The 26,079-nt window shown below is 63.3% G+C and carries 15 protein-coding genes and 3 pseudogenes; 4 read left to right on the forward strand and 14 right to left on the reverse strand.

Features of this window, described 5'->3' with window-relative positions; all coding sequences use genetic code 11:
- Nucleotides 1–560: 560 nt before the first annotated feature.
- Nucleotides 561–1,574, forward strand: a pseudogene (locus tag QF035_RS10990) (IS256 family transposase); the annotation flags it as partial.
- Nucleotides 1,575–1,685: 111 nt separating this feature from the next.
- Here QF035_RS10990 and QF035_RS10995 read toward each other — a convergent pair.
- Complete coding sequence (locus QF035_RS10995; RefSeq protein ID WP_307519916.1) at nucleotides 1,686–2,936, reverse strand: IS701 family transposase; 1,251 nt, start codon at nucleotides 2,934–2,936, stop codon at nucleotides 1,686–1,688.
- 88 nt (nucleotides 2,937–3,024) lie between these two features.
- Here QF035_RS10995 and QF035_RS11000 point away from each other — a divergent pair.
- Together QF035_RS11000 and QF035_RS11005 are read left to right on the forward strand one after the other, a co-directional pair.
- Nucleotides 3,025–3,255, forward strand: a pseudogene (locus QF035_RS11000) (IS256 family transposase); the annotation flags it as partial.
- A 69-nt stretch (nucleotides 3,256–3,324) separates the two neighbouring features.
- On the forward strand, nucleotides 3,325–3,687 hold the full coding sequence (locus QF035_RS11005) for a VOC family protein (protein ID WP_307531045.1): 363 nt from the start codon (nucleotides 3,325–3,327) through the stop codon (nucleotides 3,685–3,687).
- Nucleotides 3,688–3,767: 80 nt separating this feature from the next.
- On the opposite strand, the pseudogene QF035_RS11010 reads toward QF035_RS11005, so the two are convergent.
- Together QF035_RS11010 and QF035_RS11015 are read right to left on the reverse strand one after the other, a co-directional pair.
- A pseudogene (locus QF035_RS11010) lies at nucleotides 3,768–3,971 on the reverse strand (helix-turn-helix domain-containing protein); the annotation flags it as partial.
- Between the two features lie 53 nt (nucleotides 3,972–4,024).
- Nucleotides 4,025–5,032 carry a tyrosine-type recombinase/integrase gene (locus QF035_RS11015; protein ID WP_307519917.1) on the reverse strand — a complete coding sequence of 336 codons (1,008 nt, stop codon included), beginning with the start codon at nucleotides 5,030–5,032 and terminating at the stop codon, nucleotides 4,025–4,027.
- Nucleotides 5,033–5,494: 462 nt separating this feature from the next.
- Here QF035_RS11015 and QF035_RS11020 point away from each other — a divergent pair, with 462 nt between their 5' ends.
- On the forward strand, nucleotides 5,495–5,866 hold the full coding sequence (locus QF035_RS11020; RefSeq protein ID WP_307519918.1) for a thiopeptide-type bacteriocin biosynthesis protein: 372 nt from the start codon (nucleotides 5,495–5,497) through the stop codon (nucleotides 5,864–5,866).
- Between the two features lie 59 nt (nucleotides 5,867–5,925).
- Here QF035_RS11020 and QF035_RS55705 read toward each other — a convergent pair whose 3' ends face one another.
- The 11 genes from QF035_RS55705 to QF035_RS11070 form a co-directional block, all read right to left on the reverse strand.
- Nucleotides 5,926–6,144 (reverse strand): transposase, encoded by a 219-nt coding sequence (locus QF035_RS55705; protein WP_373466628.1) that lies wholly within the window; start codon nucleotides 6,142–6,144, stop codon nucleotides 5,926–5,928.
- Nucleotides 6,145–6,243: 99 nt separating this feature from the next.
- The gene (locus QF035_RS11025; protein WP_307519920.1) at nucleotides 6,244–7,455 is read right to left on the reverse strand and encodes a tryptophan dimethylallyltransferase family protein; all 1,212 of its coding nucleotides are present in this window, start codon (nucleotides 7,453–7,455) and stop codon (nucleotides 6,244–6,246) included.
- A complete protein-coding gene (locus QF035_RS11030) occupies nucleotides 7,452–8,123 on the reverse strand; it encodes a hypothetical protein (RefSeq protein WP_307519921.1) in 672 nt (223 codons plus the stop codon). The genes QF035_RS11025 and QF035_RS11030 overlap by 4 nt, the downstream gene beginning before the upstream one ends.
- Nucleotides 8,120–8,992 carry a 2,3,4,5-tetrahydropyridine-2,6-dicarboxylate N-succinyltransferase gene (locus QF035_RS11035; protein ID WP_307519922.1) on the reverse strand — a complete coding sequence of 291 codons (873 nt, stop codon included), beginning with the start codon at nucleotides 8,990–8,992 and terminating at the stop codon, nucleotides 8,120–8,122. The genes QF035_RS11030 and QF035_RS11035 overlap by 4 nt, the downstream gene beginning before the upstream one ends.
- Nucleotides 8,993–9,082: 90 nt before the next feature.
- Nucleotides 9,083–10,237, reverse strand: a complete 1,155-nt coding sequence (locus QF035_RS11040) for a pyridoxal phosphate-dependent aminotransferase (RefSeq protein ID WP_307519924.1) — start codon at nucleotides 10,235–10,237, stop codon at nucleotides 9,083–9,085.
- A complete protein-coding gene (gene lysA / locus QF035_RS11045; protein WP_307519926.1) occupies nucleotides 10,234–11,526 on the reverse strand; it encodes a diaminopimelate decarboxylase in 1,293 nt (430 codons plus the stop codon). Before lysA ends, QF035_RS11040 begins: the two co-directional genes overlap by 4 nt.
- Complete coding sequence (locus QF035_RS11050) at nucleotides 11,510–12,238, reverse strand: hypothetical protein (protein WP_307519927.1); 729 nt, start codon at nucleotides 12,236–12,238, stop codon at nucleotides 11,510–11,512. The genes lysA and QF035_RS11050 overlap by 17 nt, the downstream gene beginning before the upstream one ends.
- 151 nt (nucleotides 12,239–12,389) lie before the next feature.
- Nucleotides 12,390–15,416, reverse strand: coding sequence for an amino acid adenylation domain-containing protein (locus tag QF035_RS11055; RefSeq protein ID WP_307519928.1), 3,027 nt, complete (start codon nucleotides 15,414–15,416; stop codon nucleotides 12,390–12,392).
- Between the two features lie 140 nt (nucleotides 15,417–15,556).
- Complete coding sequence (locus QF035_RS11060) at nucleotides 15,557–16,381, reverse strand: thioesterase domain-containing protein (protein ID WP_307519929.1); 825 nt, start codon at nucleotides 16,379–16,381, stop codon at nucleotides 15,557–15,559.
- Nucleotides 16,371–22,886, reverse strand: coding sequence for a non-ribosomal peptide synthetase (locus QF035_RS11065; RefSeq protein ID WP_307519930.1), 6,516 nt, complete (start codon nucleotides 22,884–22,886; stop codon nucleotides 16,371–16,373). Before QF035_RS11065 ends, QF035_RS11060 begins: the two co-directional genes overlap by 11 nt.
- On the reverse strand, nucleotides 22,840–26,043 hold the full coding sequence (locus QF035_RS11070; RefSeq protein WP_307519931.1) for a non-ribosomal peptide synthetase: 3,204 nt from the start codon (nucleotides 26,041–26,043) through the stop codon (nucleotides 22,840–22,842). The genes QF035_RS11065 and QF035_RS11070 overlap by 47 nt, the downstream gene beginning before the upstream one ends.
- Nucleotides 26,044–26,079: the final 36 nt, after the last annotated feature.

Here is a 26,079-nt window from a genome sequence, read left to right on the forward strand (position 1 = left end):
CGCACCAGCCGGTCGTCTCACGCAGATAGCCGGGCCTGCGGCAGCGCGGACACGTCTGCTGAGCAGCCCGTTGTTCGGCCTTGCGGCGGCAGTCGCGGCACAGACCGTTCTGCGATGACCGGACGGAGTGGCCGCATTCCTCGCAGACGCGTGAGCAGATGATGCAGCGGCCGGTGTCCTGCTGCAGGACGCGGTCGCGGCCACAGCCGGGGCAAACCGCCTTGGCGGCCTGCTCGTTCAGCCTGCGCCAGCACCGGCAGCAGTACTGGCGGTCGAGATATCCGACCGGGGCACCGCAGGTGACGCAGTCGCGTTGCTTCTTGCCCATAGCAGCCCGCCGGTCACAAAGGCGGCATCGACCGGCCCCTGGCGGAGGCGGCCTGCGGCAGGTCGGCTACTGGATGAGGAGGTGTGATGGGCCGTTCGACGAGTCATGCTCAGGACTTGTGGATCGACCTCGGGTGGGGTGCTTCGCGTGATGGGGAGGGCGTACCTTCCCGAGTGATCGACTCAAGGTCATCGAGCAGGCCCGCGTTGCTGCGCGGGTCGGGAAGGCACGACTGCTGAGCGTAGTGAACGAGGACGGCACCACCGAGACCGGTTCCCTGATCGACGGCATCGTCCGCGAGGGCGCGAGGCGGATGCTCGCCGCGGCCCTGGAGGCCGAGGTCAACCAGTACATCGCCGAGTTGGCGGGCGAGCGCGACAAGGCTGGCCGCCGTCTGGTCGTCCGCAACGGACACCACCGAGAGCGGACCGTGACCACAGCCGCCGGGTCGGTCATGGTGAAGGCGCCGCGCGTAAACGACAAGCGCGTGGACGAGGCGACGGGTGAGCGCAAGCGGTTCTCGTCGAAAATACTCGCGCCCTGGTGCCGGAAAACCCCGAAAGTCGGCGAGGTGCTCCCTCTGCTCTACTTGCACGGACTGTCCTCCGGTGACTTCGTGCCCGCGATGGAACAGTTCCTCGGCTCGGCGGCGGGGCTCTCCCCGGCAACGATCACTCGGCTGACGAAGCAGTGGCAGGATGACCACACCGCCTTCCAGGCCCGCGACCTGTCGGAATCCGACTACGTCTATGTGTGGGCCGACGGCGTCCACCCCAAGGTCCGCCTCGGCCAGGTGCACTCCTGCGTCCTGGTCCTCATGGGCGTGTGCACGGACGGCAGCAAGGAGCTCATCGCCCTCGCCGAGGGGCTGCGCGAGTCGACCGAGTCCTGGGCGGATGTGCTGCGTGACTGCCGTCGGCGCGGCATGCGAGATCCCGAACTCGTCGTTGGTGACGGCGCGATGGGCCTCTGGCGGGCCCTCGCGGAGGTGTTTCCGAAGGCCAGGCATCAAAGGTGCTGGGTTCACAAAACCCGCAACGTGATCAACGCCCTGCCGAAGTCGGCCCAGCCCGGCGCAAAGAAGGCCCTCCAGGAGATCTACAACGCCGAGGACCGCGATCACGCGGAGAAGGCCGTCCGCGACTTCGAGGGCGTCTACGGCGCAAAGTGGCCGAAGGCAGTGAAGAAGATTACCGGCGAGGTCGACGAACTCCTCGCGTTCTACGACTTCCCCGCCGAGCACTGGTAGGGCTTGGTCAGGTTCGTAGTGGTGTGGGTATGTCGCGGTGGCAGGTGGGGCAGGCTCCGGCCCAGGTGGCAAGGAGTGTCTGTAGTTCCCGGACGACCTGGTAGAGGCTCAGACCTGCGCCGCGTCTTTTGGGTCTCGTGCCAGCCGTTGCAGCGTGCAGAAGGCGTGGGCGGCGGAGACGAGGGTGACATGGTGGTGCCAGCCGCCCCAGGTGCGGCCTTCGAAGTGGGCCAGGCCCAGGGCCTGTTTCATCTCGCGGTAGTCGTGCTCGATGCGCCAACGCAGCTTCGCCAGCCGCACCAGCGTGGCCAGCGGCATCCCCGAGGGCAGGTTCGACAGCCAGAACTGCACCGGTTCGCTCTCGGTGGCGGGCCATTCGGCCAGCAGCCACCGCTCGGGCAGTTCAGGATCGTCGCCGGCCTTGCGGATGCCGCGTCCGGCCGGGCGGATCCGCAGGGCGACGAACCGCGAGTACATGCGCTTGAGGCCGCTTTGGCCCTTACCCGGCCGGGAGCCTTCCCTCCAGGACACCGGCCGTGCGGCCGCCCGGCCTGCTTCGATGACCAGGTCCTTCATGGTCTGCGCAGGCTCGGGGTACTGAATTTTCGGCGGCCGGCCGGTGCCCGCATAGGCAGGCTGGACGGGCCGGGCATCCGCGGGCTGGGCGGTATGGCGAGAGGAAATCCCCACCGCGTAGGGCAAGTTGCGCTCCCCCAGGCCCAGGCGGAAGGCGGCGGCATCACCGTATCCGGCGTCCGCGACCACCAGGGGAACGTCGACGCCCCATGACCGGGCCTCGTCGATCATGTCCAGGGCCAGCTGCCACTTCTCCACATGCCCCACCCGGGCGGGAATCCCGCAGCGGCCGCGGCGGGCGATCTTGTCCGCATCGGCCTCCGGCGAGGCGGGATCCCAGGATGCGGGCAGGAACAGCCGCCAGTTGACGGCCGCGGAGGCACGGTCACTGGCCAGGTGCAGGGAGACGCCCACCTGGCATTTGGTGACCTTGCCCGCGGTCCCGGTGTATTGCCGCGACACACACGCCGAGGCATCCCCGTCCTTCAGAAAGCCGGTGTCATCCACGATCAACGCTTCCACCCCGATCACGTCCTGCATCTGCCAGGCCAGCCGGGCCTGCACATGCGCGGGATCCCACGGACTCGAGGTGATGAAGTGAGCCAGTGCCTGCCGGTTGCCGTCCTCGCCCAGACGGGCCGCCATCGGCTCCACCGACTTGCGTCGCCCGTCCAGCAGCAGCCCGCGCACATACGCCTGCCCCCACCGCCGCTGATCCGCACGGAAGAACCCGTCGAACAACTTCACCGCGAACGCCTCCAAGTCCTCCCGGACCGAGGCCATCTCCTCAGGTGTCACACCAATCCAACGACGCTCATGGGACAGGAGACACGCACCCACAAGTGAAGATGACCAAGCCCTACTGGGTGCACGCACGACAAATCCGATCGAGAGTACTTTCAGCACCGTGAAACTCCGGACCAAGGTCACCCGCGGGGCCGGCAGCGCGGTCGCGGCCCTGGCCATGGTGTTCAAGCTGGCCGAGTCCGCCCAGGCCCGCTGGCGCGCGATCACCGCACCCCACCTCGTCGCCCTTGTCCGCAACGGCGCCCGCTTCAAGAACGGTCACCTCGTCGAACGCCCTGAGACCACCGCAGCCTGATCACACTTCACGCACGACAAGCACGGGATCATGAGGCAGGCTGCCGGGATGAGATCTCGAACCGGTGGTATGTGGTGGGGAACTGCGATCGAGGCGCCGGACCCCAGCGGCTTGGCGAAGTTTTACGCCGAACTCCTCGGTTGGCACATCGGGCACGAGGAGCCGGGCACGGCCATCGTCGCCGCCTCCCCGCAAGGGCCGTTCTTCGTGTTCCAGCAGGCGGACGGCTATCGGGCTCCGGTGTGGCCTCCGGTCGAGGGCGAACAGCGCCCGATGATGCACTTCGACTTCCAGGTCGGCGATCTGGATTCGGCGGTCGCCGAGGCGGTGGCCCTGGGCGCCACGGTGGCGGAGTTCCAGCCGCAGGAGAGCCTCCGGGTGCTCTTCGACCCGGCCGGACACCCCTTCTGCCTGTGTCTGGACGAGGGATGACCGGCTGGATCGCACGTCACTCGATCCACAACTCTTGACAATGACTCCCGTTCGACGGGGGTGGTGTCGACCTCGATCAGGTCGTTGGGGGTGCACTCCAGCGCGGTGCACAACGCGGCCAGCGTGGTCATCTTCACTTGAGAGGGTTCCTTGGTGAACAGCGCGGACACCGATGCCGAGGACAGTTCCAGGCCGGCCTTCTCGGCCAGCAGCCGCCGCAGTTCCGTCCCGGTCCACACCTCGCGCTGGGCGGCGGCCATCCGCAGCCGCCATTGGATCTTCATGCCGTGGTGTCCTTCCCGGTCAGCTCGGCCAATGTGCTGGCGACAGCGCGTTGCTAGGCGTCCTCGATGAAGGTCGCGGAGGGCCGGACATATCGCATGGTCGAGCTGACGGTCCAGTGACCGAGCATCTGCTGGATCGCGACGAGATCGACGCCGCGTTCGTAGTTGTGCGTCGCGCAGGCTCTTCGCAGAGCATGCGGGCTGAACCGCTCGGATGCCGGGCGCCCTTCGAGTTCCATCAGATAGCGGAGTCGGTTGCGGATGGTCCCGCGATGCAGGCTGCCGCCGGACTCGTCGGCGAAGAGCACCGGCGAGTCGGGGAACTTGGGCCGCACGTCCTCCAGGAACCACCGCAGCACCAGGTCCAGCCCGTCGAGCATGGGCACCCACCGAGGCCGCGGCCCGGACGTGTGTGCTCCCTTGCCGAAGCGGACGTGGAGCTTGCCGAACGGGCCTCGGGTGAAGTGCAGGTCCGGCTTCTCCAGGAGCGACGCTTCCTCGGAGCGGAGCCCAGCGTGATACAGCGTCCGGAACATCGCATAATCCCGGGCGGCGGGTCCGTACTTTCTCGCGGTGGCGATCCGCTGCTTCATGAAGTCGAAGAACTCCGTCACCCGCTCCGGTGTCGGAGGCGGCAGCAGAGCGGGCGAGTCGTCCCCGACATGCCGGGAAGCGTTGAACTCGTCGACTGGGCAGACGAGGCGGACTCCGAACGCGGCCTCGATCTCGACAGCTTTGCGGGCCTGCAGGAACCGGTGAAAGCCCTTGAAGATCTGCACATACTCGCGCCGGGTGGACGTCGCCCGACCCCTCACCCCCAAGTCACCGACCACGCGGTCGATGTCCTCCGGCGTCACCTCCCACGCGGGCCGCCCCAGCGCAGCCAGGGTTCGCTCCAGCAGACCGACGTCGTTGTCGATGGTCACCGGGCTGAACCCGCGGGCCCGCCACGAGGCGACGAACGCGTCGACGCACGCGGCCTGGAACTGCCACGGGTCCGTCGCCAGCGGCTCCTGCGGGACAGCCCCGCCCGCGATGACCTGCAGTCTCGCCTCGGCCACCGGCACACCTTCCTCGCACCTGAACGGTCAAGGCAGCACCTGGACATTCGGGCTGCTGCCACGAGAACCAACGAGGACCGCAGGAACGGGAAACGGCCAGGTGACAGGGGCAACCCTTGTGAGGGAACAAGTGCCAGCCCCAGATGGCTTCGACACGATCATGCCCAAGACTCTCGCGGGAGCGAGCACCGATCGCCTCATGCATCACGCTCACCTCGTGACCACCTCCGGCGACTCGCATCGCCTCGCCGAGGCTCTCGCCGGGAAGGGAGTTGTCCCCTTGACCTGACCCCCACCCCCGGGAACACCACTGGCCACACGCCTGGGTTTCTGATGGCCACCAACCTGGGCCTCCAACGGCCACCCACCTGGGCATCTCAATGACCGTTGACACCTCACCGTGGGACCGCGAGAACTGTCCGTTCTCCTCTGCACGATCATGATGCGCGCCGCTGGCCTGGAGTGGTACGAGCAGGGGGACGTCTGGCACCACGTGATCACGGAAGAGCACCGATCGACCGACAGCGACGTGCCAGCAGACCGGCTCGACGCCCGCGCCCAAGAGATCCGGCCCCTGCACTTCGCCGACAGCGATGTCCTGCTGCGCCCCGGCGGCCTGCTGGAGCCCTCGCCGAGTGGGCCGCCGCCTTCCGCACCACGGGGCAGGAACTCCGCCGTGCCGTTCAGGCCGGGACGCTGGACCGCGGGTTGAGGCACATGCTCAGCTACCACGTGATCTTCCACTGGAACCGCCTCGGCTTGTCCATGCGAGGCCAGAGCATCCTGGCCTGGGCAGCCAGGGCAGCGATCCTCCACGGGGAGAGCGGGGCATAGAGGTGCAGCTGGCCCAAGACACCGGCCTTCTGCCAGCGGCCCAGGCGCCGCGAGCAGGTCTATCCGGAGCCGAACCCCAGCTCAGGGGGCAGGAGTTGCCATGAAATATCAATGTAGAGGACGTACAGGATGCCCTGCCGACACAGCCGATCAGCGACCGGGCGAGGGCCCGGCCCCTTCTCCGGCCAGGGCGGCAGCAACGGTTCGATCCGAGCCCACACGTCGTGTCCACGATCCACGGTCGAGTACCCACACCTGACGAACCACCGAAGAGTCATAGAGATCCCGCCGGATCGACTCGATCGGACGGGATCTCGTAACCACTCCTGAGAGATCTCAAGAACAGTCCTCGATGCGATACGGCTCCAACCTGATCCCTATTCCTGTCTGTGTCTGCTGCGCGGCCGGTGTCCCGGAAGCCGGGATAGGCTGTTCAGCAAGGGCGTTGTCCGAGGAGACAGTGGGGCGGCCAGCGGCCGGAGCCCATATGCCTCGGAAGAGATGTACGCGGTCACCCGTGGTGGTCTGCTTCGTTCGTAAGCCAGCGCCAGGTAAGCGATGAGCCCGGTCCCATCTGCCGGCTGGCGCGAGGTGACGGCGGCCAGCGACCGGGCGAGCGGAGTGGCGTCCATACCGTAATGGGCGAGCACGGCGACTGCCCGCGCGTGGGCCTCCCCGTCGTGCCGAACGTAATCCCGGATCGGGATGTGGAGGGTGAAACCGCTCGGTAGGCCGGTCGTCGTCTCCGTGAAGGAGTGGCAGGCCAGGGCGGGCAGCCCGCAGAGTCGTGCGTCCGCCGAGGTTCCGGCCCCGGAGCGCGTCCCGCTGTGGTACCCCGCCGCGATCCGGAAGAAGGCTTCCACGGTCGCCTGCTCCGGGCCGGAATCCATGCGCGGCAGACTGCCCGCCTCGGCGACCGCCAAGTTGTGATGCCTGAGGTAAATCTTCACTCTGGGTGCGTCCCAGTCGCCCAGGTCCAGGGCGAAGAACGGATAGCCGTCGGCTGGGGGCAGTGCGGTGTACGCCTGCTGGTAGCCGAGCCGTCCCAGCGCCTCACGGATCGTCTCGCCAGCGCGTTCCGGCCCGGATGCCGCAGGGTTCAGATACACCTTAAGCCTGGGGACACCACCCGGACGTAACTCCAGTGCGCACCACAAGGCCAGAGGGCCCTGCGAGGCGGGAGGGAAGAACAGGTCCTCCAGGTGGTCGAGGCGATGGGAAGAAAACCCCCAGCGCTCCGTCATCGCGTGGATGACGCGTAATCCGACGCGTCCGTTGTCCACCAGGCTGGCGGCATCGCAGCCCGGTTCCAGCAGTACGCGCAGCGTCGGGGTCTCACCGGGCTGGAAAGAGAGCGAAAACTCCACCGGCGTGTGGTCGTCGGACAGGAAGCTGCGGGAGGGCGGCGGCAAGTCCAGTGGGCGTTCGGCCGCCGTGCCCAGCGACTCGGCCAGGACACTAGCGTAGGTTTCTGCGTCGGCTGCATCCAGCCCCACGACGTCGCACAGCCGCCGCAACTGGTCCGCCGTGAACCTGCCGAGTGTCTTGGTTAGCCTCGTACTTCCGCCGCTGGTGCGAGATGGGGTCATCGGATCCCCCTCCACGAGTCGGAGGGCATGCGAAAATGCCCGTCCTTGCAGACGGGTATCTCAACTTCGGACACGTCCGGTTCGCTCCGTATAGGGAAGGCGCGATTCCTGCGATGAAGCGAGGTGGCGTAACGCTGAGCGGCGCCGGTGGCAATGGATATGTGGTTCACCACGCCTGTACGAGACGGAACTGCGGGATGGCGAGGCCCGCTCCGGCGGCGCATGGCCGCCCTAGTGCGCCGGGCCCAGGCGAGCGACTCGTCGTTGCCACGCAGGTTGGGCCGATGCGCGACGAATTCGACCAAGTGGACGGCCGCTTCCATGCCTAGGACCGCAGCCTTCATGTCATAGCCGACGGTGGACAGCTCCGCTACCGCAGTGTCCGGGTCAGACGCGTAGCGGGTAGCGTCGTCACCCTCGTGGTCCTCGGTCCAGGACCCGCTGCAGCCGAACGTATACAGGGACACGACTACGGATCCCAGTTCCCTGGCCGCTGCCTTGTATCCCATGCCGTTGCGTACCGATTCCACCAGCAGAACGGTGCGATTGCTTTCACCCATGGCGTCCGTCTCTTCGACGAGCCCAGATGGGCCTAGGGTTGCGGCGGCGCAGCGGTCGTGCCGCCGCAGCAACACCGATACGACGAATGCGCCGCGGCCGCCGGTCACGAGGCACCGCCGTGCTCGCGGAAGAGGCTGTCGAGCCGGAGCTTGTCCAAGGTCTCGCCTTCTCGGAGCCGCCTGACCACGAGCAGGCACGGTGTGCCGAACTCGCCGCCGGGGAAGGTCCGCATCCGCATGGAACCGACGCACAATGACCAGGAGGGGGCCCGCCCCTTGGGAAGTTCCTGGCCCGACTCGGCGTCGAACACCCTGGTATTGCCGGTGAGCAGCACCCCGGCGCCGAGCTTCGCCCCGCGCTCCACCCGAGCGCCCTCCACGATCATCGATCGGGAACCGATGAACGCGTCGTCCTCCACCACGACCGGGACTGCTCCGACGGGCTCCAGCACCCCTCCCAGGCCCGCTCCCCCAGAGAGGTGGACGTTGGCCCCTACCTGCGCGCAAGAGCCGACAGTCGCCCAGGTGTCGATCATGGAGCCAGGCCCGACATATGCGCCGACATTGATGAATGACGGCATCAGCACGGCCCCGCGCGCCACGTGACTGCCGAAGCGCGCGATCGCTCCTGGCACGACACGTACCCCGTCGAAGCGCCGTTTAAGCGGCAGCCGGTCGCGGTAGCGAAACGGCCCCGCCTCGGACTCCTCAACCTCGAACAACCGGAAGGACAGCAGAATGGCCCGGCGGGCCCACTCGTCAACCACCACCTCGTCCGTCGCCGGATCCACCGCGGCAACCGTGGCGGCGCCGCTGTCGAGTAGATCCAGCGCCTCCAAAACGGACTGGCGTGGCGCGTGGTCTGCCGTCGTCAACTCGGCACGGCGTTCCCACAGTTCGTCGATACCCCCGGGAACCGGGCTGTCGCCCAGGCGAGAGCCGGAGGATCCGGTCTGCAGGACAGGTTTCGTGGTCACGGCGGATCTCCTTGGCGTGTGTGCTCGGTCGCTGGCGCGACCCGATTCCTGGCCGTGCTAAGGCAGGCATGACCGGTTTCGTGCCAGCGTCTACGGGACGGGTGATCTCGACAGCAGATCCAACCGCCAGGCGACGGCTGCTGAGTCCTGGACGGCGGCGAAGCGCACGTACGGATGCCCGGCGGGGCCATACTCGCAGCCTGGCCGGACGATCAGGCCCGCCTGCTCGGCCGCACGGCGGGCGAAGGCCACTCCGTCGCCGCCGGGCGCGGGCACCCAGGCGAAGAGCCCCCCGGCCGGCGCGGTACACCCCAGTTGGTGATCGTTCAGGCACTCGACCAGGTCGGCGACCCGGCGTGCGTTGCGTGCCCGCTGCTCCTCGGCATGCCGGTCATCGTCTAGCAGTGCGCGCGCTGCCTCCTGTGAGGCGGCGGCCGCCATCAGGCCGGCCTCTCGGCGCCGCCTGGCCAGTCCCGCCACCAGCGAGGGGTCTCCCAAGCAGAATCCCACGCGCAGCCCTGGGGAGTTGGACCGCTTCGACATGCTGTGCACGGCCAGGACGCCGTCGAGCCCGTGGCAGAGGATGGTGCGTGGTTCATGGCACCACGTCGCCTCGACGTACGCCTCGTCGGACACCACGACCACACCGTGCGCACGGCCCCAGTCGGCGACCGGGCCGAGCGGTTCGACGACCCCGGTGGGATTGGCCGGGCTGTTGACCCACAGACACAGTGCCCGATCCGCGACCCGCGCTGGGAGCAGGTCCAGGCGCATTCGGAACGCGTCGTCGACAGGCACCCGGTGTGCCCGCAACCCGGCCAGCCGTGCGCCGAACTCGTAGGCGGGATAGCCCAGTGCTGGAATGAGCACCGTGTCACGCTCGGGCCCGTGCGTGTTCGGCCGGCGCATGTCACGCAGGAAAAGCGGAAGCGTGGAGATGAATTCCTTGGAACCCACGCACGCCGCCACGGCCTCCGGCGGCACCGCCACCCGGTAACGGCGCAGAATGTGACGTGCGGCCGCCTCCCGCAGCTCCATGGTTCCCGCGCTGGGCGGATACTCGGCCGGCGCGGCCAGGAAGGCGTCGCTCTGAGGCCGGCCTGGCATCGGCGCGGGGGACGCCGGACGCGGGACACGCGCGGGAGGGTCCCTCGGGATCCCGAGGGAGAGGTCCAGCGGCTCGTGTCCCCCTCGCACGGCCAGGGCCAGCGCCTCCTCGCGGCGCCACGGCTCGTTTCGGCTCATTGGAGCCCAACCGGGTCCGCGACCGGGGCGAGGACATCGGTTCGGCACCGCAGCGTGGCGAAGTAGTCTTCCTCGCTCTCCGCCCGGCGAATACGCTCCACGCTGCCCCCGCGCCGCAGCAGCAGTTCCTGCGGACGTAGCCGCCCGTTGTAGGTGAAGCCCATCGAATGTGCGTGGGCTCCGGTGTCGTGGATGACGAGCAAGTCGCCCTCGGTGACGGTGGGCAAGGTCCGCTGCTCGGCGAATTTGTCGTTGTTTTCGCACAGCGACCCGACCACGTCGACCACCTCTTGCCAGCGGTCAGATGCGCCCGGCACGGTGATGTGGTGGTACGCGCCGTACATCGCCGGGCGCATCAGAGCGTTCATTCCGGCGTCCACCCCGACGTACTCGCGCCATTTGCTCATCCGGTTGAGCACCCGGGTCACCAGTACACCGTGGGGGCCGGTGACATAGCGTCCGCTCTCGAACAGCAGGCGGGGGCGGGCCAGTCCTGTGGCCAGCTCCCAGTCCCGCAGCCGCGCGCCGACGGCGGCGCCCAGCGCAGGCAGGTCGAACGACTCCTCCTCCGGTCGGTACGGAATACCGATGCCTCCGCCTAGATTCACGAAGCTGGGCAGGACGCCGAGATCGCGGTGGAGCGTCTCCGCCTGTTCCAGTAGCAGGTCCAGACTGAGCAGGAAGGGCTGCGGGGTGAGATAGCCCGATCCCAGCATCATGTGCAGCCCAATGTGTTCGACGCCCATCTGCCTGGCCCTGGCGCATACGACGGATAGCCGGTCGGCCCGGATACCGAATTTCGCCGACTGCGGGTCACCGAGGTACGAGGCGCTTGCCTCACGCCCGGCATTGCCCGGGTGCACCCGCAGGCACAATGTGTCGGGCACCTCACCGCGTTCAGTGAGTTTATCGAGCACGGTCTCATCGTCCACATTGATGAGCACGCCGAGCCGCACCGCCGCGTCCAGTTCCGCACGGCTGGTGTTGTTGGAGGTGAAGCAAATGTCGTGTCCCACCGCTCCGGCACGGACGGCCGCGGTGAGTTCAGGCAGCGAACTGCAGTCGAAGCCGAAGCCGTGCGCGGCCAGCAGCTCAAGGACGGCCGGGTTCGGATTGGCTTTGACGGCGTAGTACTCTCGGTAAGGCGTATCGGCGAACGCCCGGTTGAAAGCTGCGCAGTTCTCCTCGATACCCTGTTCGTCGTAGATATGGAATGGCGTGCCAAAATGTTCCGCAGCCCGTGGCAGCACGGCGTTAAGCCGCCCATCGAAGTCAGCGCTGATCGGCATGGTTGCCACCCCTCAAGGAATCGCCGGGCCGCTCTCCTGCAGTCGCCGTGACCACTGCCCGGATGCGTTCGCCGGACAGCGGCCGCTCGTACGCGAAGAACTCGACAGTGACCTCGGAGAAACCTGAGGCCAGGGCCTCGTCGCGCAGGTAGGCACCGGACAGCCAGTGGAAGCCCGGGACTCCGGGCGCTGCTTGGACGGGTTCGCCGTTTTGGGGGCTGTCGTTGGAAATGATCAGCGTGCCGCGCCCCGTGCCGTCAGTGAGCCATAGGCGGATGCGGGCCATAAGGCCGGACAGGCCCACGGCGGAGGTGTACAGGTGGCCGAGTAGACCGTCGGCGTAGGTGACGGGCCACACGGCAGAAGGAGCCCAGGTGGTGACGTCCTCACGCTGCGCAGTGATTCCCTTAGATCGCGCGAGCGCGACCGCTTCGTCCAGGGCGTCGACCGCGAGGACCTCGTAACCGTCGTCCAGGATGTCCTTCTCCACGACAGCGTTGCCGCTGCCAAGGCTCAGTAACCGGCTCGTTCCGTGGTCCTCGAGTGCGGTGACGAGCTTGTCGTGGATCCATTTGCGATAGAGGGCCGAGTAGGTCGACGGCGTGACAGAGTCGCCACGCGCCTGGCCCTGCTCCCATATCTCGTACAAATTGGGCTCGCTATCACGGCGCGGCCGGTAGAACCGGCGGAGGTCGTCCAGTTTGTCGGGCACGCGGCTTCCCTCTCAGACGTCTGTGTTCCGGGCGATTGCGGCGAACAGCGTTCAGCCTCGCTCGCCGACCTTACAGTACTGTATTGACAACTTCTATTTTCACCAATAATTCACTCCAACTGAGTCGCCTATCTCAATGGACTGTCATTATCTACTTCCGGCGGAGTACAGGCCTGCGCCGCTTCTCCGCAGCAGCAATCCACAACGCGATCTCTTCTGGCGTTGGGGCCTCAAAGAGCACCATCAGAGACATTTCGATATCGAAGCATGTTCGGATGCGGCTCACTAGGCGTGTCGCAATCAATGAGTGCCCGCCAGACGTGAAGAAATTGTCTGTTGCCCCAAATCCGTCAAGCCCGAGGGCCTCCGCAAAGAGAGAACAGAGAGTTTCCACTACGGGACTCTGAGGCTGGCGCTCACTAATTACCGCTGCCGCTCCAAGTTCGGACAACTGACTTCGATCCAACTTTCCATTGTGCGTCAGAGGAAATTCCTCCAACGAAACGAAGGAGGTAGGGACCATATACAACGGAAGCCGAGCACTCAGGAATGAGGCCAACTCCAGACTGCTTACAGCCTCCGTCTGACCGCTGTGTGGGGAGTTCGTGAGACCTTCGCGGCTACCACTATCAACTACTCGTCGCCAATTGACGCAGTCGCTTGACACCGCTTCCTTATTCGTAAAGACCACGTCGAACATATAAGGATGATCGGACCATGTCGGTATAGCGTCGATTCCTAGGCCTTCACCAAGCGAGCAGAAGGCGTTAGGACTTTCTGGGCCCGGACCTGGACCAGAGGCTCCACTTGTGAGACGCAGGTTCGGAATGCTGAGTACCCGAAGTGTTTCTCCCCTCAATTCACGCAGCAGCCCCCTAAGCTCCGCGAGACTGCTGACGCTCTCACCCCAACGGTAGTCCCGGAACCTTGTTTCAGGCGCCTTCTTGCCTGCCATCTTAGTGTGCAGTATTACATCGTATCGATACCGAGTCAGCTCGTTAACTGCCTTGCCACTTTTTATTCTGATGTCAGCGTTCTCGAACGCAAGAATACGGTCGCCCAGTGCAGTGAAGAATGCCGGGTCAACTAGCAGTTCAATCTCTCGCGCCAAGCTCGTCGACTTTTGCAGAGCAATCCGTTCGACATCGCTACCAACCTTGCCCATTGCCACCGCAGCATGAAATTCATCCAAGAGGCGAAGATTGCGGACGTCCCCTACAAAGATATTTCCTCCAGGCCGCAGAGCCTGAGACGCTTGCGCAAGCACATCCTCCAGATACGACCTAGAGGGAAAGTACTGTATAACCGAATTAATGACGATGGTATCAAAGTACGCTTCAGGGATCCCAGAATAGTCGTCCGCCGCTCTAACTCGAATATGGACCTTGGAGCGCAATTCTGAAACTCCCGCAACGTCTTCCAAGAGCTTTTTCATTGCTACTGCTGAGAAATCCGTTGCCCAATATTCCTCACAGTGCGGAGCCAGCTTCTCCAAGATAGATCCGGCTCCAGCGCCGATTTCGAGTACGCGTCGTGGTTTCAGCGAGATGAGCCTCTGTACGATCTCGTCACGCCACTCTTGCATTTCCTCTACGGGAATCCTGGACCCATCTGTACTACTTGTCCAACCTTCGAATCCTCTGCCGAAAGGAGCCCTGCTCGATGTTTCAAAATGCTCCTCATGAAAATTCCGCCACTCGTTAATGTAGTACTGAGACTGCTTTCCGTTGGAAGCGTCCCGCTCTGGGATGAAGTAGGCGATGAGGCATTTGTCGCCGGGCTGGTTCTCACGGACTAGGACCACGGCCCGGGCAACGCCCGGGTGGCCGGTCAGGACGGATTCGATCTCGCCAGGCTCGACCCGGAAACCGCGGATCTTCACCTGCTCATCCGCCCGGGACAGGAAATCAAGCTGTCCGTCGGAACGCCAGCGCACGATGTCACCCGTGCGGTACATCCGCTCACCTGTGCCGAACGGGCATGCAACGAACCGCTCCGCAGTCAGGCCCGGATGGTTGAGGTAACCGCGGGCCAGGCCCGCCCCGCTCACATACAGCTCACCCGCAACGCCCACTGCCACCGGGCGCAGCTCTGCGTCCAGCACGAACAGCCGTGTGTTCGACACCGGCGCGCCAATAGGAGGCACCTCACCGGCCACCAACGGGAAACTCAGTGTTGCGGCAACAGTCGACTCCGTCGGGCCGTAGCCGTTCAGCATCCGCCTGCCCGGAGCCCAGTCATTGACCAACTCCACCGAGCACACATCACCGCCGACGAGCAGGGTGCGCAACTCGGGCAGGTCTCGCGCTGGGACGGTGGCCAGGACTGGAGCGGGGGCACTGAGGTGTGTGATCCTCTCGCTTTCCAGGGCCAGAAGCAGATCCTCTCCCAGCAGCTTGTCTGTGTCAGACACGATCACGGTGGCGCCGCTGACAAGTCCGAAGAAGATTTCAGCGGTCCATGCGTCGAAGCTGGGCGACACAATGTTCAGCAGACGGCTTCCCTCACCGAGCCCCAAACGCGAAGTGTGGTCTTTGATGAGGCTGCTGAGTCCGGTGTGGGAGACGAGTACGGCCTTAGGGAGGCCGGTGGATCCAGAGGTGTAAATGAGGTAAGCAGAGTTTTGGTGGTGCAGGGGTCGGACTCGGTGGCTGTTGGTCGGATTGGTGGTGGATTGCTGAGCGATGACAGGATCGGTGGTCAGCAGACGGGTGCCGGCTGGGTGACCGACCGTGACGGCTTCGGTGGCCAGGAGCAAGTCGGGCGCTGCGTCCTGAAGCATGAACGCGATGCGTTCCGGAGGGTATTCAGGGTCCAGAGGGAGGTAGGCAGCGCCAGCTTTCATGGTTGCGAGAACGGCAGTGATCAGCTCGTGCGACCGTGGGATAGCCAGAGCGACGATGTCCTCAGGGCCGATGCCCTGGCTGATCAGGTACCAGGCCAGCTGGTTGGCCCGAGCGTTGAGTTGGGAATATGTCAGGGTGTGGTCTTCGAACTCAACGGCGACTGCGTCGGGGGTGGTCCCCACTCGGGCCTCGAACAGGTCCGGCAGCGTGGCTGGCTCGACCTCGTGCCGTGTGCGGTTCCACTCCACCAGCACCTGGTGCCACTCTCGTTCGGATAGCACCTTAGATTCCAGCGCCGGGCGCATCGGCTCGGTGGGCAAAACTTGCTTCATTGGACTAAATCTCCCTGATGCTACGGCTCAACAGTAAACGGAGCTTTTTCGGAGAACGGTCGAAAGAGTCGTATTTACATTGCGGCCCAGCCCGGAACTATCGCATCTGCGCAGGAAATTGGGTGACAGTTCCGGAGTAGTCAGGACTGGTCACGACGACCGGCAAAGAACATCCGGACCTGCCGGGATATCTCCGCGATTGAAGTATCTCTGGTCATCATATCAATGTGATCCCCAGAGACATCGACCACTCGAACGTCGTTTCGGTAGAGCGATTTCCAGAATGCAAGGTATTGCGCGGGCCCTCCCTCTCTGTACTTGGATTCGCCAGAGCCGCTTCGGCCGTCGTCGCTGATCACCAGCGTGACGTTGGCCCGGGAAACCTCGGGCATGTAGTTTCCGGCAGCCTCCATGATTCCGCCCAGCGCGCCAAACGGGAGCCATTCATCCAATCCGGGAGATTCATTCATAAATTCAAGGGAATCCACGAAGCGCCGGAATTTTGTTTCGATCTCAGTGCGCCTAGTACCATTAGCCGCGCGCCCCTCGAGCCAGATCTCGCTAGCCTTACGATATGCGTCACCATAATAGAGCATTCGGCGTCGGATGCCGGTCTGAACTGTCGGAGGCTCCAATAGGAAAATCGCGTCCACCTCATCCGGGTGCTGTTGACCGATTTCGTGGGCAACCAGCCCGCCAAATGACCATCCCAGCACACGGTAAGGCCCAGTCGGTTGGACTCTTTTCATCTCCTCCCAATAGCGGTTCGCCATTTCCGGTATGCTTCTGTACGGAACCTCGCTGGGATCCATTCCCGCAGCCTGAATTCCGTAGGTTCGGCAGGAGCCTGCCAGTTTCTGGGCGAGCGCCTTATACCAGTGGGCACTACCGCCGCTGGGGTGAATGCAGAACAAGACCTGATCATTAGTGAGCGCCGATTCCTCAGACGCAAACTCAAGGGTCAAGGCCCCCAGCGATGAACACGGTTGCCCCGTGACGGCCTCTGCGATCTCCGCGATGGACCTGTGCTGCATGACCTGGCGTACCGACACGTCGATGCCGACATCCTGTAGACGAGTCGCGAACCGCCACAGCTCTGAGTGAGTGTCCGCCGAGGTCGAAGAAGTTGTCGTGGATGCCGATGCGGTCGATGCCGAGGACGTCGGACCAGATGTCGGCGATGGCGGTTTCGATCTCGTTGCGGGGGGCTGTGTAGGTGTCGGCGAGGTCGGGACGCTCACTTGGAGGCTTGGGCAGGGCTTTGCGGTCGATCTTGCCGTTGGGGGTGAGAGGCAGGGCCGGCAGGCTGACGAACCATCCGGGGACCATGTAGTCGGGAAGGGTGCGCTTGCACCAGGCACGCAGAGCGGGTGTGCCCGGGTCAGCGCCGGCGGTGGGTGCGATGTAGGCGACGAGGCGCTTGTCACCGGAAGTGTCTTCGCGGACCATGACGACGGCGGCGGTGATCTGGTCATGCGAGGTGAGTACTGTCTCGATTTCTCCGAGTTCGATGCGCAGACCGCGGAGTTTGACCTGGTGGTCGACGCGTCCGACGAATTCGAGGTTCCCGTCGGGAAGCCAGCGGACACGGTCGCCGCTGCGGTAAAGGCGGGCGTGCGGGTCCGCGGAGAAGGGGTGCGGGACAAATTTCTCCCGGGTGAGCTCGGGCTGGTTCAGATAGCCACGTGCGAGGCCGACCCCACCGATCCACAACTCGCCGGGGACCCCGATGGGTGCGAGCTGCCCGTACTCATCCATCACGTACACCTCAGTGTTCGCAATCGGACGCCCGATCGGCATCGTCAGGCCCTTGGAAGATCTCTCCCCCACCAGATACGAAGTCGCGAAGGTAGTCGTCTCCGTCGGTCCGTAGAGGTGGACCAACTGCTCCGGCCCATGCTCGCTTGCACCAAGTTCTACCGCGACGGCTTGGTCGACGAGCTCACCGCCATAAAGAATTCTTCTGACACCGGCGAACGCATCAGGGCGGTCCAGTATGTGCTGGTTAAAGAGCGCAGACGTCAGGAATAACACCGAAACGCGATGACTTCGCAAGGCAGCCTGTAAAGATGCGGAATTGAGTACTGTGTCCTTTTCCAGGACAGCCACCGAGCCTCCAGCTACCAGGGGAGCCCAGCACTCGAATGTAAAGGCATCGAAGGAGGAGCTCGCGGCCTGGGCCACCACATCTTCCGAAGTTAGCGGGGCAAACCAGTTACTTCCCACGAGTCGGCAAATCGAGCGGTGCTCGATCATGACGCCCTTGGGTATCCCGGTGGAGCCGGAGGTATAGATGACATAGGCGAGAGCGTCGGGGGTCGCCTGCGGCCGCAGGTCGGCATCGGCGAGAGCGTCCAGAACCGGCCGGTCCCGGTCCATCAGCACGCACTCAACGCCGCTACCGGCAAACCGCTGGACCAGCGCCGCCTGGGTGACCATCAGTGACGCATGGGTGTCGCGAAGCATGAACTCCAGGCGCTGCTCGGGATAGTCGGGATCCATCGGCACGTAGGCCGCGCCAGCCTTCAGGATGCCGAGCAGCGCAATGATCATGTCCGGGCCGCGCTCCAGACACACCGCGACCAGACTCCCGGCACCCGCTCCCTGCCCCATCAGGTGACGAGCCAGCTGATTGGCCCGCGCGTTCAACTCCCGGTAGGTGAGCTGACTCTCCCCGCAGACCACCGCAACCGCACCCGGCACCCGGGCCACCTGCCGCTCAACCAACTCATGCACCGTCAGCTCATCGGCAAAGACAACCGCCGTGTCATTCCACGCCCCCAGCAACAACTCCCGCTCCGCGGCCGAGAGTATATCAATGCTCCCAAGAGGCACAGTCGGACGGTCTGCTACGCACTGCAGCGCGGCCACAAAGTTTTTCATCAGCCTCTCGATCGTAGCCCGATCGAAAAGTTCCGTTGAATATTCCACATTGCCGACGATTTCCCCGTCTTCCCGTTCCGTGAGGAAGACAGAGAGATCGAACTTGGAGGTGTGCGTCGTTAGTTCGAGAGGTGAAATATCGAGATCACCAAGAACCCATTTCCCTTGATTCCCATTCTGAAGCGCGAAGGTGGTTTGCACTAACGGCGCAAGCGTGAGATCCCGATCAGGGGCAAGGGCCTCGACGAGTTTCTGGTACGGAAGATCCTGATGTGTATATGCCTGCAGTGTCGTTTCCTTGACCTGCTCGAGGAACTCTCCGAACGTTGGGTTCCCGCTCAGGTCAGAGCGAATTATCAATGTATTCACAAAGAAACCGACCAGATTCTCAACCTCTACTTGGTTCCGGCCAGAAATGGGGGTGGCAACCGAAATGTCATGCTGTCCGCTCCAGCGAGAAAGCACGACCTGGAGGACTGCAAGAGAGACCATGAATAACGAAGCGCCACGCTCGAGTGCAACGGTCCGCAGCTTCACAGCGACCGATGTAGGAACCACAAACGAAACCTCGCCTCCGGCTTTCGACCGGATTGGAGGGCGAGTTCGATCAGTGGGGAGTTCCAGTGGCTCCAAATCAGTTAGTTCTTCCTGCCAGTAAGCCAGATGCCGTTCCAGTGTTGAACCAGACAACCACTCATTCTGCCAAGCAGCAAAGTCTTTGTACTGCACGGGCAGTTCGGTGAGCCTTGCTGCTGCGCCGGTGAGCGCATCCTCATACAGTGCTTCGAGCTCGCGGGTCAAAACTCCTAGAGACCAGCCATCTGCAACGATGTGGTGTAGTGATATGGTAAGCCACCATTCGCTGCCAGCGAGGCGAACAGCCATACTGCGGAGCAGTCGGCCTGATGTCAGGTCGAAGGACTTGGACGCCTCAGCATCAACCGCCGCCCGAGCCTCGGTTGCTCGGGTCCTGTCGTCGGGCACCGCGGAGAGGTCCAGCAGGCTGATCTCGACGTGCCATGGGGCATCGACGACCTGGATTGGCTCTCCATTACTGCCTCGCACAAATTTGGTTCTCAACGTCTCATGTCTGGCGACCAGGTTAGACAATGCTGTTTCGAGCGCGTCGATTTCGAGATTTCCTTTGATCTGGAAACCCATTGGGATGATGTACTCTGGACTCCCTGGCTCCAACTGGTCCAAAAACCAAAGGCGGCGCTGTGCAAATGACAGCGCAAATTCTTCCGATGCCACGCGCTGGATGGCAGGTGGGCCGCACTTCTCTACAGCAGCCGACAGTTCAAATGCCAACCCTGCAATTGTCGGAAATCTAAACAAATCACGAACCGGAACATTCGAGTTCAGAAATTTAGAAATTTGGTTGATGACTCGTGTTGCGAGGAGTGAGTGTCCGCCGAGGTCGAAGAAGTTGTCGTGGATGCCGATGCGGTCGATGCCGAGGACGTCGGACCAGATGTCGGCGATGGCGGTTTCGATCTCGTTGCGGGGGGCTGTGTAGGTGTCGGCGAGGTCGGGACGCTCACTTGGAGGCTTGGGCAGGGCTTTGCGGTCGATCTTGCCGTTGGGGGTGAGAGGCAGGGCCGGCAGGCTGACGAACCATCCGGGGACCATGTAGTCGGGAAGGGTGCGCTTGCACCAGGCACGCAGAGCGGGTGTGCCCGGGTCAGCGCCGGCGGTGGGTGCGATGTAGGCGACGAGGCGCTTGTCACCGGAAGTGTCTTCGCGGACCATGACGACGGCGGCGGTGATCTGGTCATGCGAGGTGAGTACTGTCTCGATTTCTCCGAGTTCGATGCGCAGACCGCGGAGTTTGACCTGGTGGTCGACGCGTCCGACGAATTCGAGGTTCCCGTCGGGAAGCCAGCGGACACGGTCGCCGCTGCGGTAAAGGCGGGCGTGCGGGTCCGCGGAGAAGGGGTGCGGGACAAATTTCTCCCGGGTGAGCTCGGGCTGGTTCAGATAGCCACGTGCGAGGCCGACCCCACCGATCCACAACTCGCCGGGGACCCCGATGGGTGCGAGCTGCCCGTACTCATCCATCACGTACACCTCAGTGTTCGCAATCGGACGCCCGATCGGCATCGTCAGGCCCTTGGAAGATCTCTCCCCCACCAGATACGAAGTCGCAATGACAGTCGTCTCCGCCGGTCCGTAGAGGTGGACCAACTGCTCCGGCCCATGCTCGCTTGCACCAAGTTCTACCGCGACGGCTTGGTCGACGAGCTCACCGCCATAAAGAATTCTTCTGACACCGGCGAACGCATCAGGGCGGTCCAGTATGTGCTGGTTAAAGAGCGCAGACGTCAGGAATAACACCGAAACGCGATGACTTCGCAAGGCAGCCTGTAAAGATGCGGAATTGAGTACTGTGTCCTTTTCCAGGACAGCCACCGAGCCTCCAGCTACCAGGGGAGCCCAGCACTCGAATGTAAAGGCATCGAAGGAGGAGCTCGCGGCCTGGGCCACCACATCTTCCGAAGTTAGCGGGGCAAACCAGTTACTTCCCACGAGTCGGCAAATCGAGCGGTGCTCGATCATGACGCCCTTGGGTATCCCGGTGGAGCCGGAGGTATAGATGACATAGGCGAGAGCGTCGGGGGTCGCCTGCGGCCGCAGGTCGGCATCGGCGAGAGCGTCCAGAACCGGCCGGTCCCGGTCCATCAGCACGCACTCAACGCCGCTACCGGCAAACCGCTGGACCAGCGCCGCCTGGGTGACCATCAGTGACGCATGGGTGTCGCGAAGCATGAACTCCAGGCGCTGCTCGGGATAGTCGGGATCCATCGGCACGTAGGCCGCGCCAGCCTTCAGGATGCCGAGCAGCGCAATGATCATGTCCGGGCCGCGCTCCAGACACACCGCGACCAGACTCCCGGCACCCGCTCCCTGCCCCATCAGGTGACGAGCCAGCTGATTGGCCCGCGCGTTCAACTCCCGGTAGGTGAGCTGACTCTCCCCGCAGACCACCGCAACCGCACCCGGCACCCGGGCCACCTGCCGCTCAACCAACTCATGCACCGTCAGCTCATCGGCAAAGACAACCGCCGTGTCATTCCACGCCCCCAGCAACAACTCCCGCTCCGCAGTACCAAGGACATCGATCTGGCTGATCGGCAGGTCCGGATCAGCAGCAACCCCCTCCAAAACCCTCACATATTGGTCCGCAAGGTTCCTGACAGTCGCCTTATCAAACAGCTCAGTAGAGTAGAGGACATCGCCATAAAATACACCCCTGTCGTCTTCACCGAGGAAGACCGAGAGGTCGAACTTTGCTATTTCGGAAGTGACTTTGACTGGATTTATCGTCAAACCGGGGAGGTCCCAACTTTCACTGCTTGCTTCATCGAAGGAGAATGTGTAATTGACGAGCGGAATGCGGCTTAAATCCCGCTCGGGAGCCAAATCTTCAACGAGCAGATCGAACGCCAAGTCCTGATGAGAATATGCCTCCAGCGTCGTCTCCTTGACCTGTTCCAACAGATTATTGAATGTCGGGTCCCCACCTAGGTTGGAACGAACTAGAAGGGTATTGACGAAGAAGCCGATCAGGTTTTCTACCTCAGGCTTGTTCCTCCCGGCAATGGGGGTTCCTACAGAAATGTCATAGCGCCCAGTCCATCGCTGCAGTACGATTTTGAAGGCTGCCAATGTCGCCATGAAAAGTGAAGCACCATGCCGGGCAGCGACATCACGCAGGTCTGCAACTACCTTTGCCGGCACTTCGAATGACACACTGTCGCCTGCTCCCGAAGGTGCCGCAGGCCGAGGGTGGTCTGTTTGGAGCTCTACAGGCTCAAGGTCCGCAAGCTTCTCACGCCAGTAGGACAACTGGTGTTCTTGCACTGAACTAGAGAGCCACTGCCGCTGCCAGGATGCAAAGTCCGCATATTGGATTTTGAGGTCAGGGAGTGCGACATTGTTCCCATAGATGCGTGCCGAATAAAAGGCGCGGAGATCCCTTGTCAGGACGTCCATAGACCATCCGTCAGCAACAATGTGGTGCAGCGACACCAATAGTAGGTACTCGTCAGGTGCCATCCGCACCAACTTGACGCGCAGCAAAGTTCCAGAAGACAAGTCAAAAGGTCGAGCTACTTCGGACGTAATTAGCTTTAAAGCCTCATCCATGCGGGACGCGCGACCCCCTGACAAGCGCATATCGATGACGGAAAACTCGAAGTTTGCTGCGCTGTCTACGATTTGAACCGGAGTTCCATTCTCAGATACTTCGAACCGCGTTCGCAGCGATTCATGCCGATTCACAAGGTCCTGGAATGCGCTTTTGAGAATCAGCACCTCAAGTTGTCCACGAAGCCTAAATACAGTCGGCATTGCGTAGTCGGCGCGCCCCGGATGGAGCTGATCCAAGAACCAAAGGCGCTGCTGAGCAAAGGACAGCGGAGCTGGCCCAGAGTCCTCTCGCGGAGAAATAACAGAACCCTCGCCTGCGCGATTCATTCGGGAAATCAGGAGCGTCTCAGCAGCTGCCTTGTCCATACTTACTCCGCTCTTGCGGTAACTAATAATTTCCGGATCCATCATCGTTGACGAAATGATCCGCTTCACTGCTCGAAATGAGATCCAAAAGCTTTTGCACCAGTGAGCCCACGGTTGGGGCCAGGAAGAATTCCTTCAAGGAAATATTCAGGCCTGTGAGGAACTCGATTTGGTTGATGACTCGTGTTGCGAGGAGTGAGTGTCCGCCGAGGTCGAAGAAGTTGTCGTGGATGCCGATGCGGTCGATGCCGAGGACGTCGGACCAGATGTCGGCGATGGCGGTTTCGATCTCGTTGCGGGGGGCTGTGTAGGTGTCGGCGAGGTCGGGACGCTCACTTGGAGGCTTGGGCAGGGCTTTGCGGTCGATCTTGCCGTTGGGGGTGAGAGGCAGGGCCGGCAGGCTGACGAACCATCCGGGGACCATGTAGTCGGGAAGGGTGCGCTTGCACCAGGCACGCAGAGCGGGTGTGCCCGGGTCAGCGCCGGCGGTGGGTGCGATGTAGGCGACGAGGCGCTTGTCACCGGAAGTGTCTTCGCGGACCATGACGACGGCGGCGGTGATCTGGTCATGCGAGGTGAGTACTGTCTCGATTTCTCCGAGTTCGATGCGCAGACCGCGGAGTTTGACTTGGTGGTCGACGCGTCCGACGAATTCGAGGTTCCCGTCGGGAAGCCAGCGGACACGGTCGCCGCTGCGGTAAAGGCGGGCGTGCGGGTCCGCGGAGAAGGGGTGCGGGACAAATTTCTCCCGGGTGAGCTCGGGCTGGTTCAGATAGCCACGTGCGAGGCCGACCCCACCGATCCACAACTCGCCGGGGACCCCGATGGGTGCGAGCTGCCCGTACTCATCCATCACGTACACCTCAGTGTTCGCAATCGGACGCCCGATGAGAGCTGCAGGGGCTCCTTGAGTAATGAGGTGAGAGGTAGAAGTAATAGTGGTCTCAGTCGGTCCGTATGTGTTGTGAATGGGGATGACCGTGTGTTTGAACCACTCGCCGAGGAGGTCTTCCGATATTTGTTCACCACCGAGGACCATGAGACGGAAAGCTGAGCCCAGTCCGGGGTCGGCCGCGAGGTGGGGGATGATCTGCTGCCAGAGCGACGGGGTGAGATCAGCGACGGTAATCCCGTTGTCATGAATCTCTCGGACGATCCGGGCTGGTGTCCACTTGTCGCTGTCGCGCAGGACGATACAGCCGCCGGACATGAGGGTGGGGTAAATCTGTTCGGCCGCAGCATCGAAGCTGACCGAGGCGAATTGGAGGGTCCGGTCGCTGCCGCCCAGTGCGTATTTACGCCGCATCTCCTGGAGGCGGTTGCTCATCGAGCGGTGCTCGATCATGACGCCCTTGGGTATCCCGGTGGAGCCGGAGGTATAGATGACATAGGCGAGAGCGTCGGGGGTCGCCTGCGGCCGCAGGTCGGCATCGGCGAGAGCGTCCAGAACCGGCCGGTCCCGGTCCATCAGCACGCACTCAACGCCGCTACCGGCAAACCGCTGGACCAGCGCCGCCTGGGTGACCATCAGTGACGCATGGGTGTCGCGAAGCATGAACTCCAGGCGCTGCTCGGGATAGTCGGGATCCATCGGCACGTAGGCCGCGCCAGCCTTCAGGATGCCGAGCAGCGCAATGATCATGTCCGGGCCGCGCTCCAGACACACCGCGACCAGACTCCCGGCACCCGCTCCCTGCCCCATCAGGTGACGAGCCAGCTGATTGGCCCGCGCGTTCAACTCCCGGTAGGTGAGCTGACTCTCCCCGCAGACCACCGCAACCGCACCCGGCACCCGGGCCACCTGCCGCTCAACCAACTCATGCACCGTCAGCTCATCGGCAAAGACAACCGCCGTGTCATTCCACGCCCCCAGCAACAACTCCCGCTCCGCAGTACCAAGGACATCGATCTGGCTGATCGGCAGGTCCGGATCAGCAGCAACCCCCTCCAGTAAACGGACTAGCCGCTCAGCGATAACCATCACCGTCGAATGATCGAAGAGCTCCGAACGGTACTGGATGTGCGCGCTGATACCGGCCGGCTGCCGGTCCGACGTGAACGTCTCCGCCATACCCACATCGAGGTCAAACTTCGCAGTACCAGTACCGACGTCGTGCCAGGTGGTGCTGAGATTTGCAAAGCTAGGATGTTCGCCTTCGGCGTTCTGAAAGGTGAACATGACTTGAAAGAGGGGATGGCGGGCCGAGGTACGGGTCGGATTGAACTCCTCGACCAGCCGCTCGAAGGGGGTGTCCTGGTTAGCGTAAGCGCCCAAATCGGTGGACCGGACTCGCTCCAGCAGTCGACGGAAGCTCGGGTCTCCGGAGGTATCGGTCCGTAGCACCAGAGTGTTGACGAAGAAACCGATCAAATCTTCCAGGGCCTCGTCGGTACGGCCGGCGATCACGGACCCGATTGGGATGTCCGTGCCACTGCCCAGCCGGGTCAGCAACGCAGCGAGAGCAGCCTGCATCACCATGAACATGGTCGACTGGCTCTCACCCGCCAGACTCGCCAGACTCACATGCACGTCTGAGGGAATACAAAAATTATGGATACCGCCGACGTCGCTTGCCACCGCCGAACGCGGCCGATCCAGCGGCAGCTGAAGCTCCTCGGAGAGACCCTCCAGCTGCGCACGCCAGTACTCAAACTGGTGCGCCCCAACACTGCCAGCGTCACCCCTATCACCCAGCAACTCACGCTGCCACAGCGTGTAGTCAGAGTACTGGACCGGTAGCGGCGCCCACTGCGGGGCCGCTCCACCCAGACGGGAGTTGTACGCCTCCGCCAAGTCACGGCGCATCGGGCCCATTGACCATCCATCACCCGCAATGTGGTGCAGAAGCAGAAGCAGCACATGCTCCTCAGGAGCAGTGCGGAACAAATGCGCCCGGAGAGGGATTTCCCGCGCCAGATCGAAGGCGTAACGCGCGGCCTCAGCCGCCCGGGAACCCACCTCCCCTGCCGCCACCTCGACATATTCCACAAGCACCCTCACCTCACCAGTCGGCGTTACCCGCTGATAAGGCTCCCCCCTCACCGACGGGAACACCGTCCGCAGACTCTCATGGCGCGCCACGAGATCACCAAGGGCCGCCCGCAGAGCCTCTACGTCGAGCTGCCCCGATAATCGAAGCAAGACCGGCTCGTTGTAAGTCGCACTCTCCCCTTCAAGCTGCCCCGTGAACCACAGGCGACGCTGAGCAAACGACAACGGAATCATGAATTCCCTCCCTCAATCGCATGTGCTGCAGCATCG

This window comes from Streptomyces umbrinus (assembly GCF_030817415.1).
GTDB classification, from domain to species: Bacteria; Actinomycetota; Actinomycetes; order Streptomycetales; family Streptomycetaceae; genus Streptomyces; species Streptomyces umbrinus_A.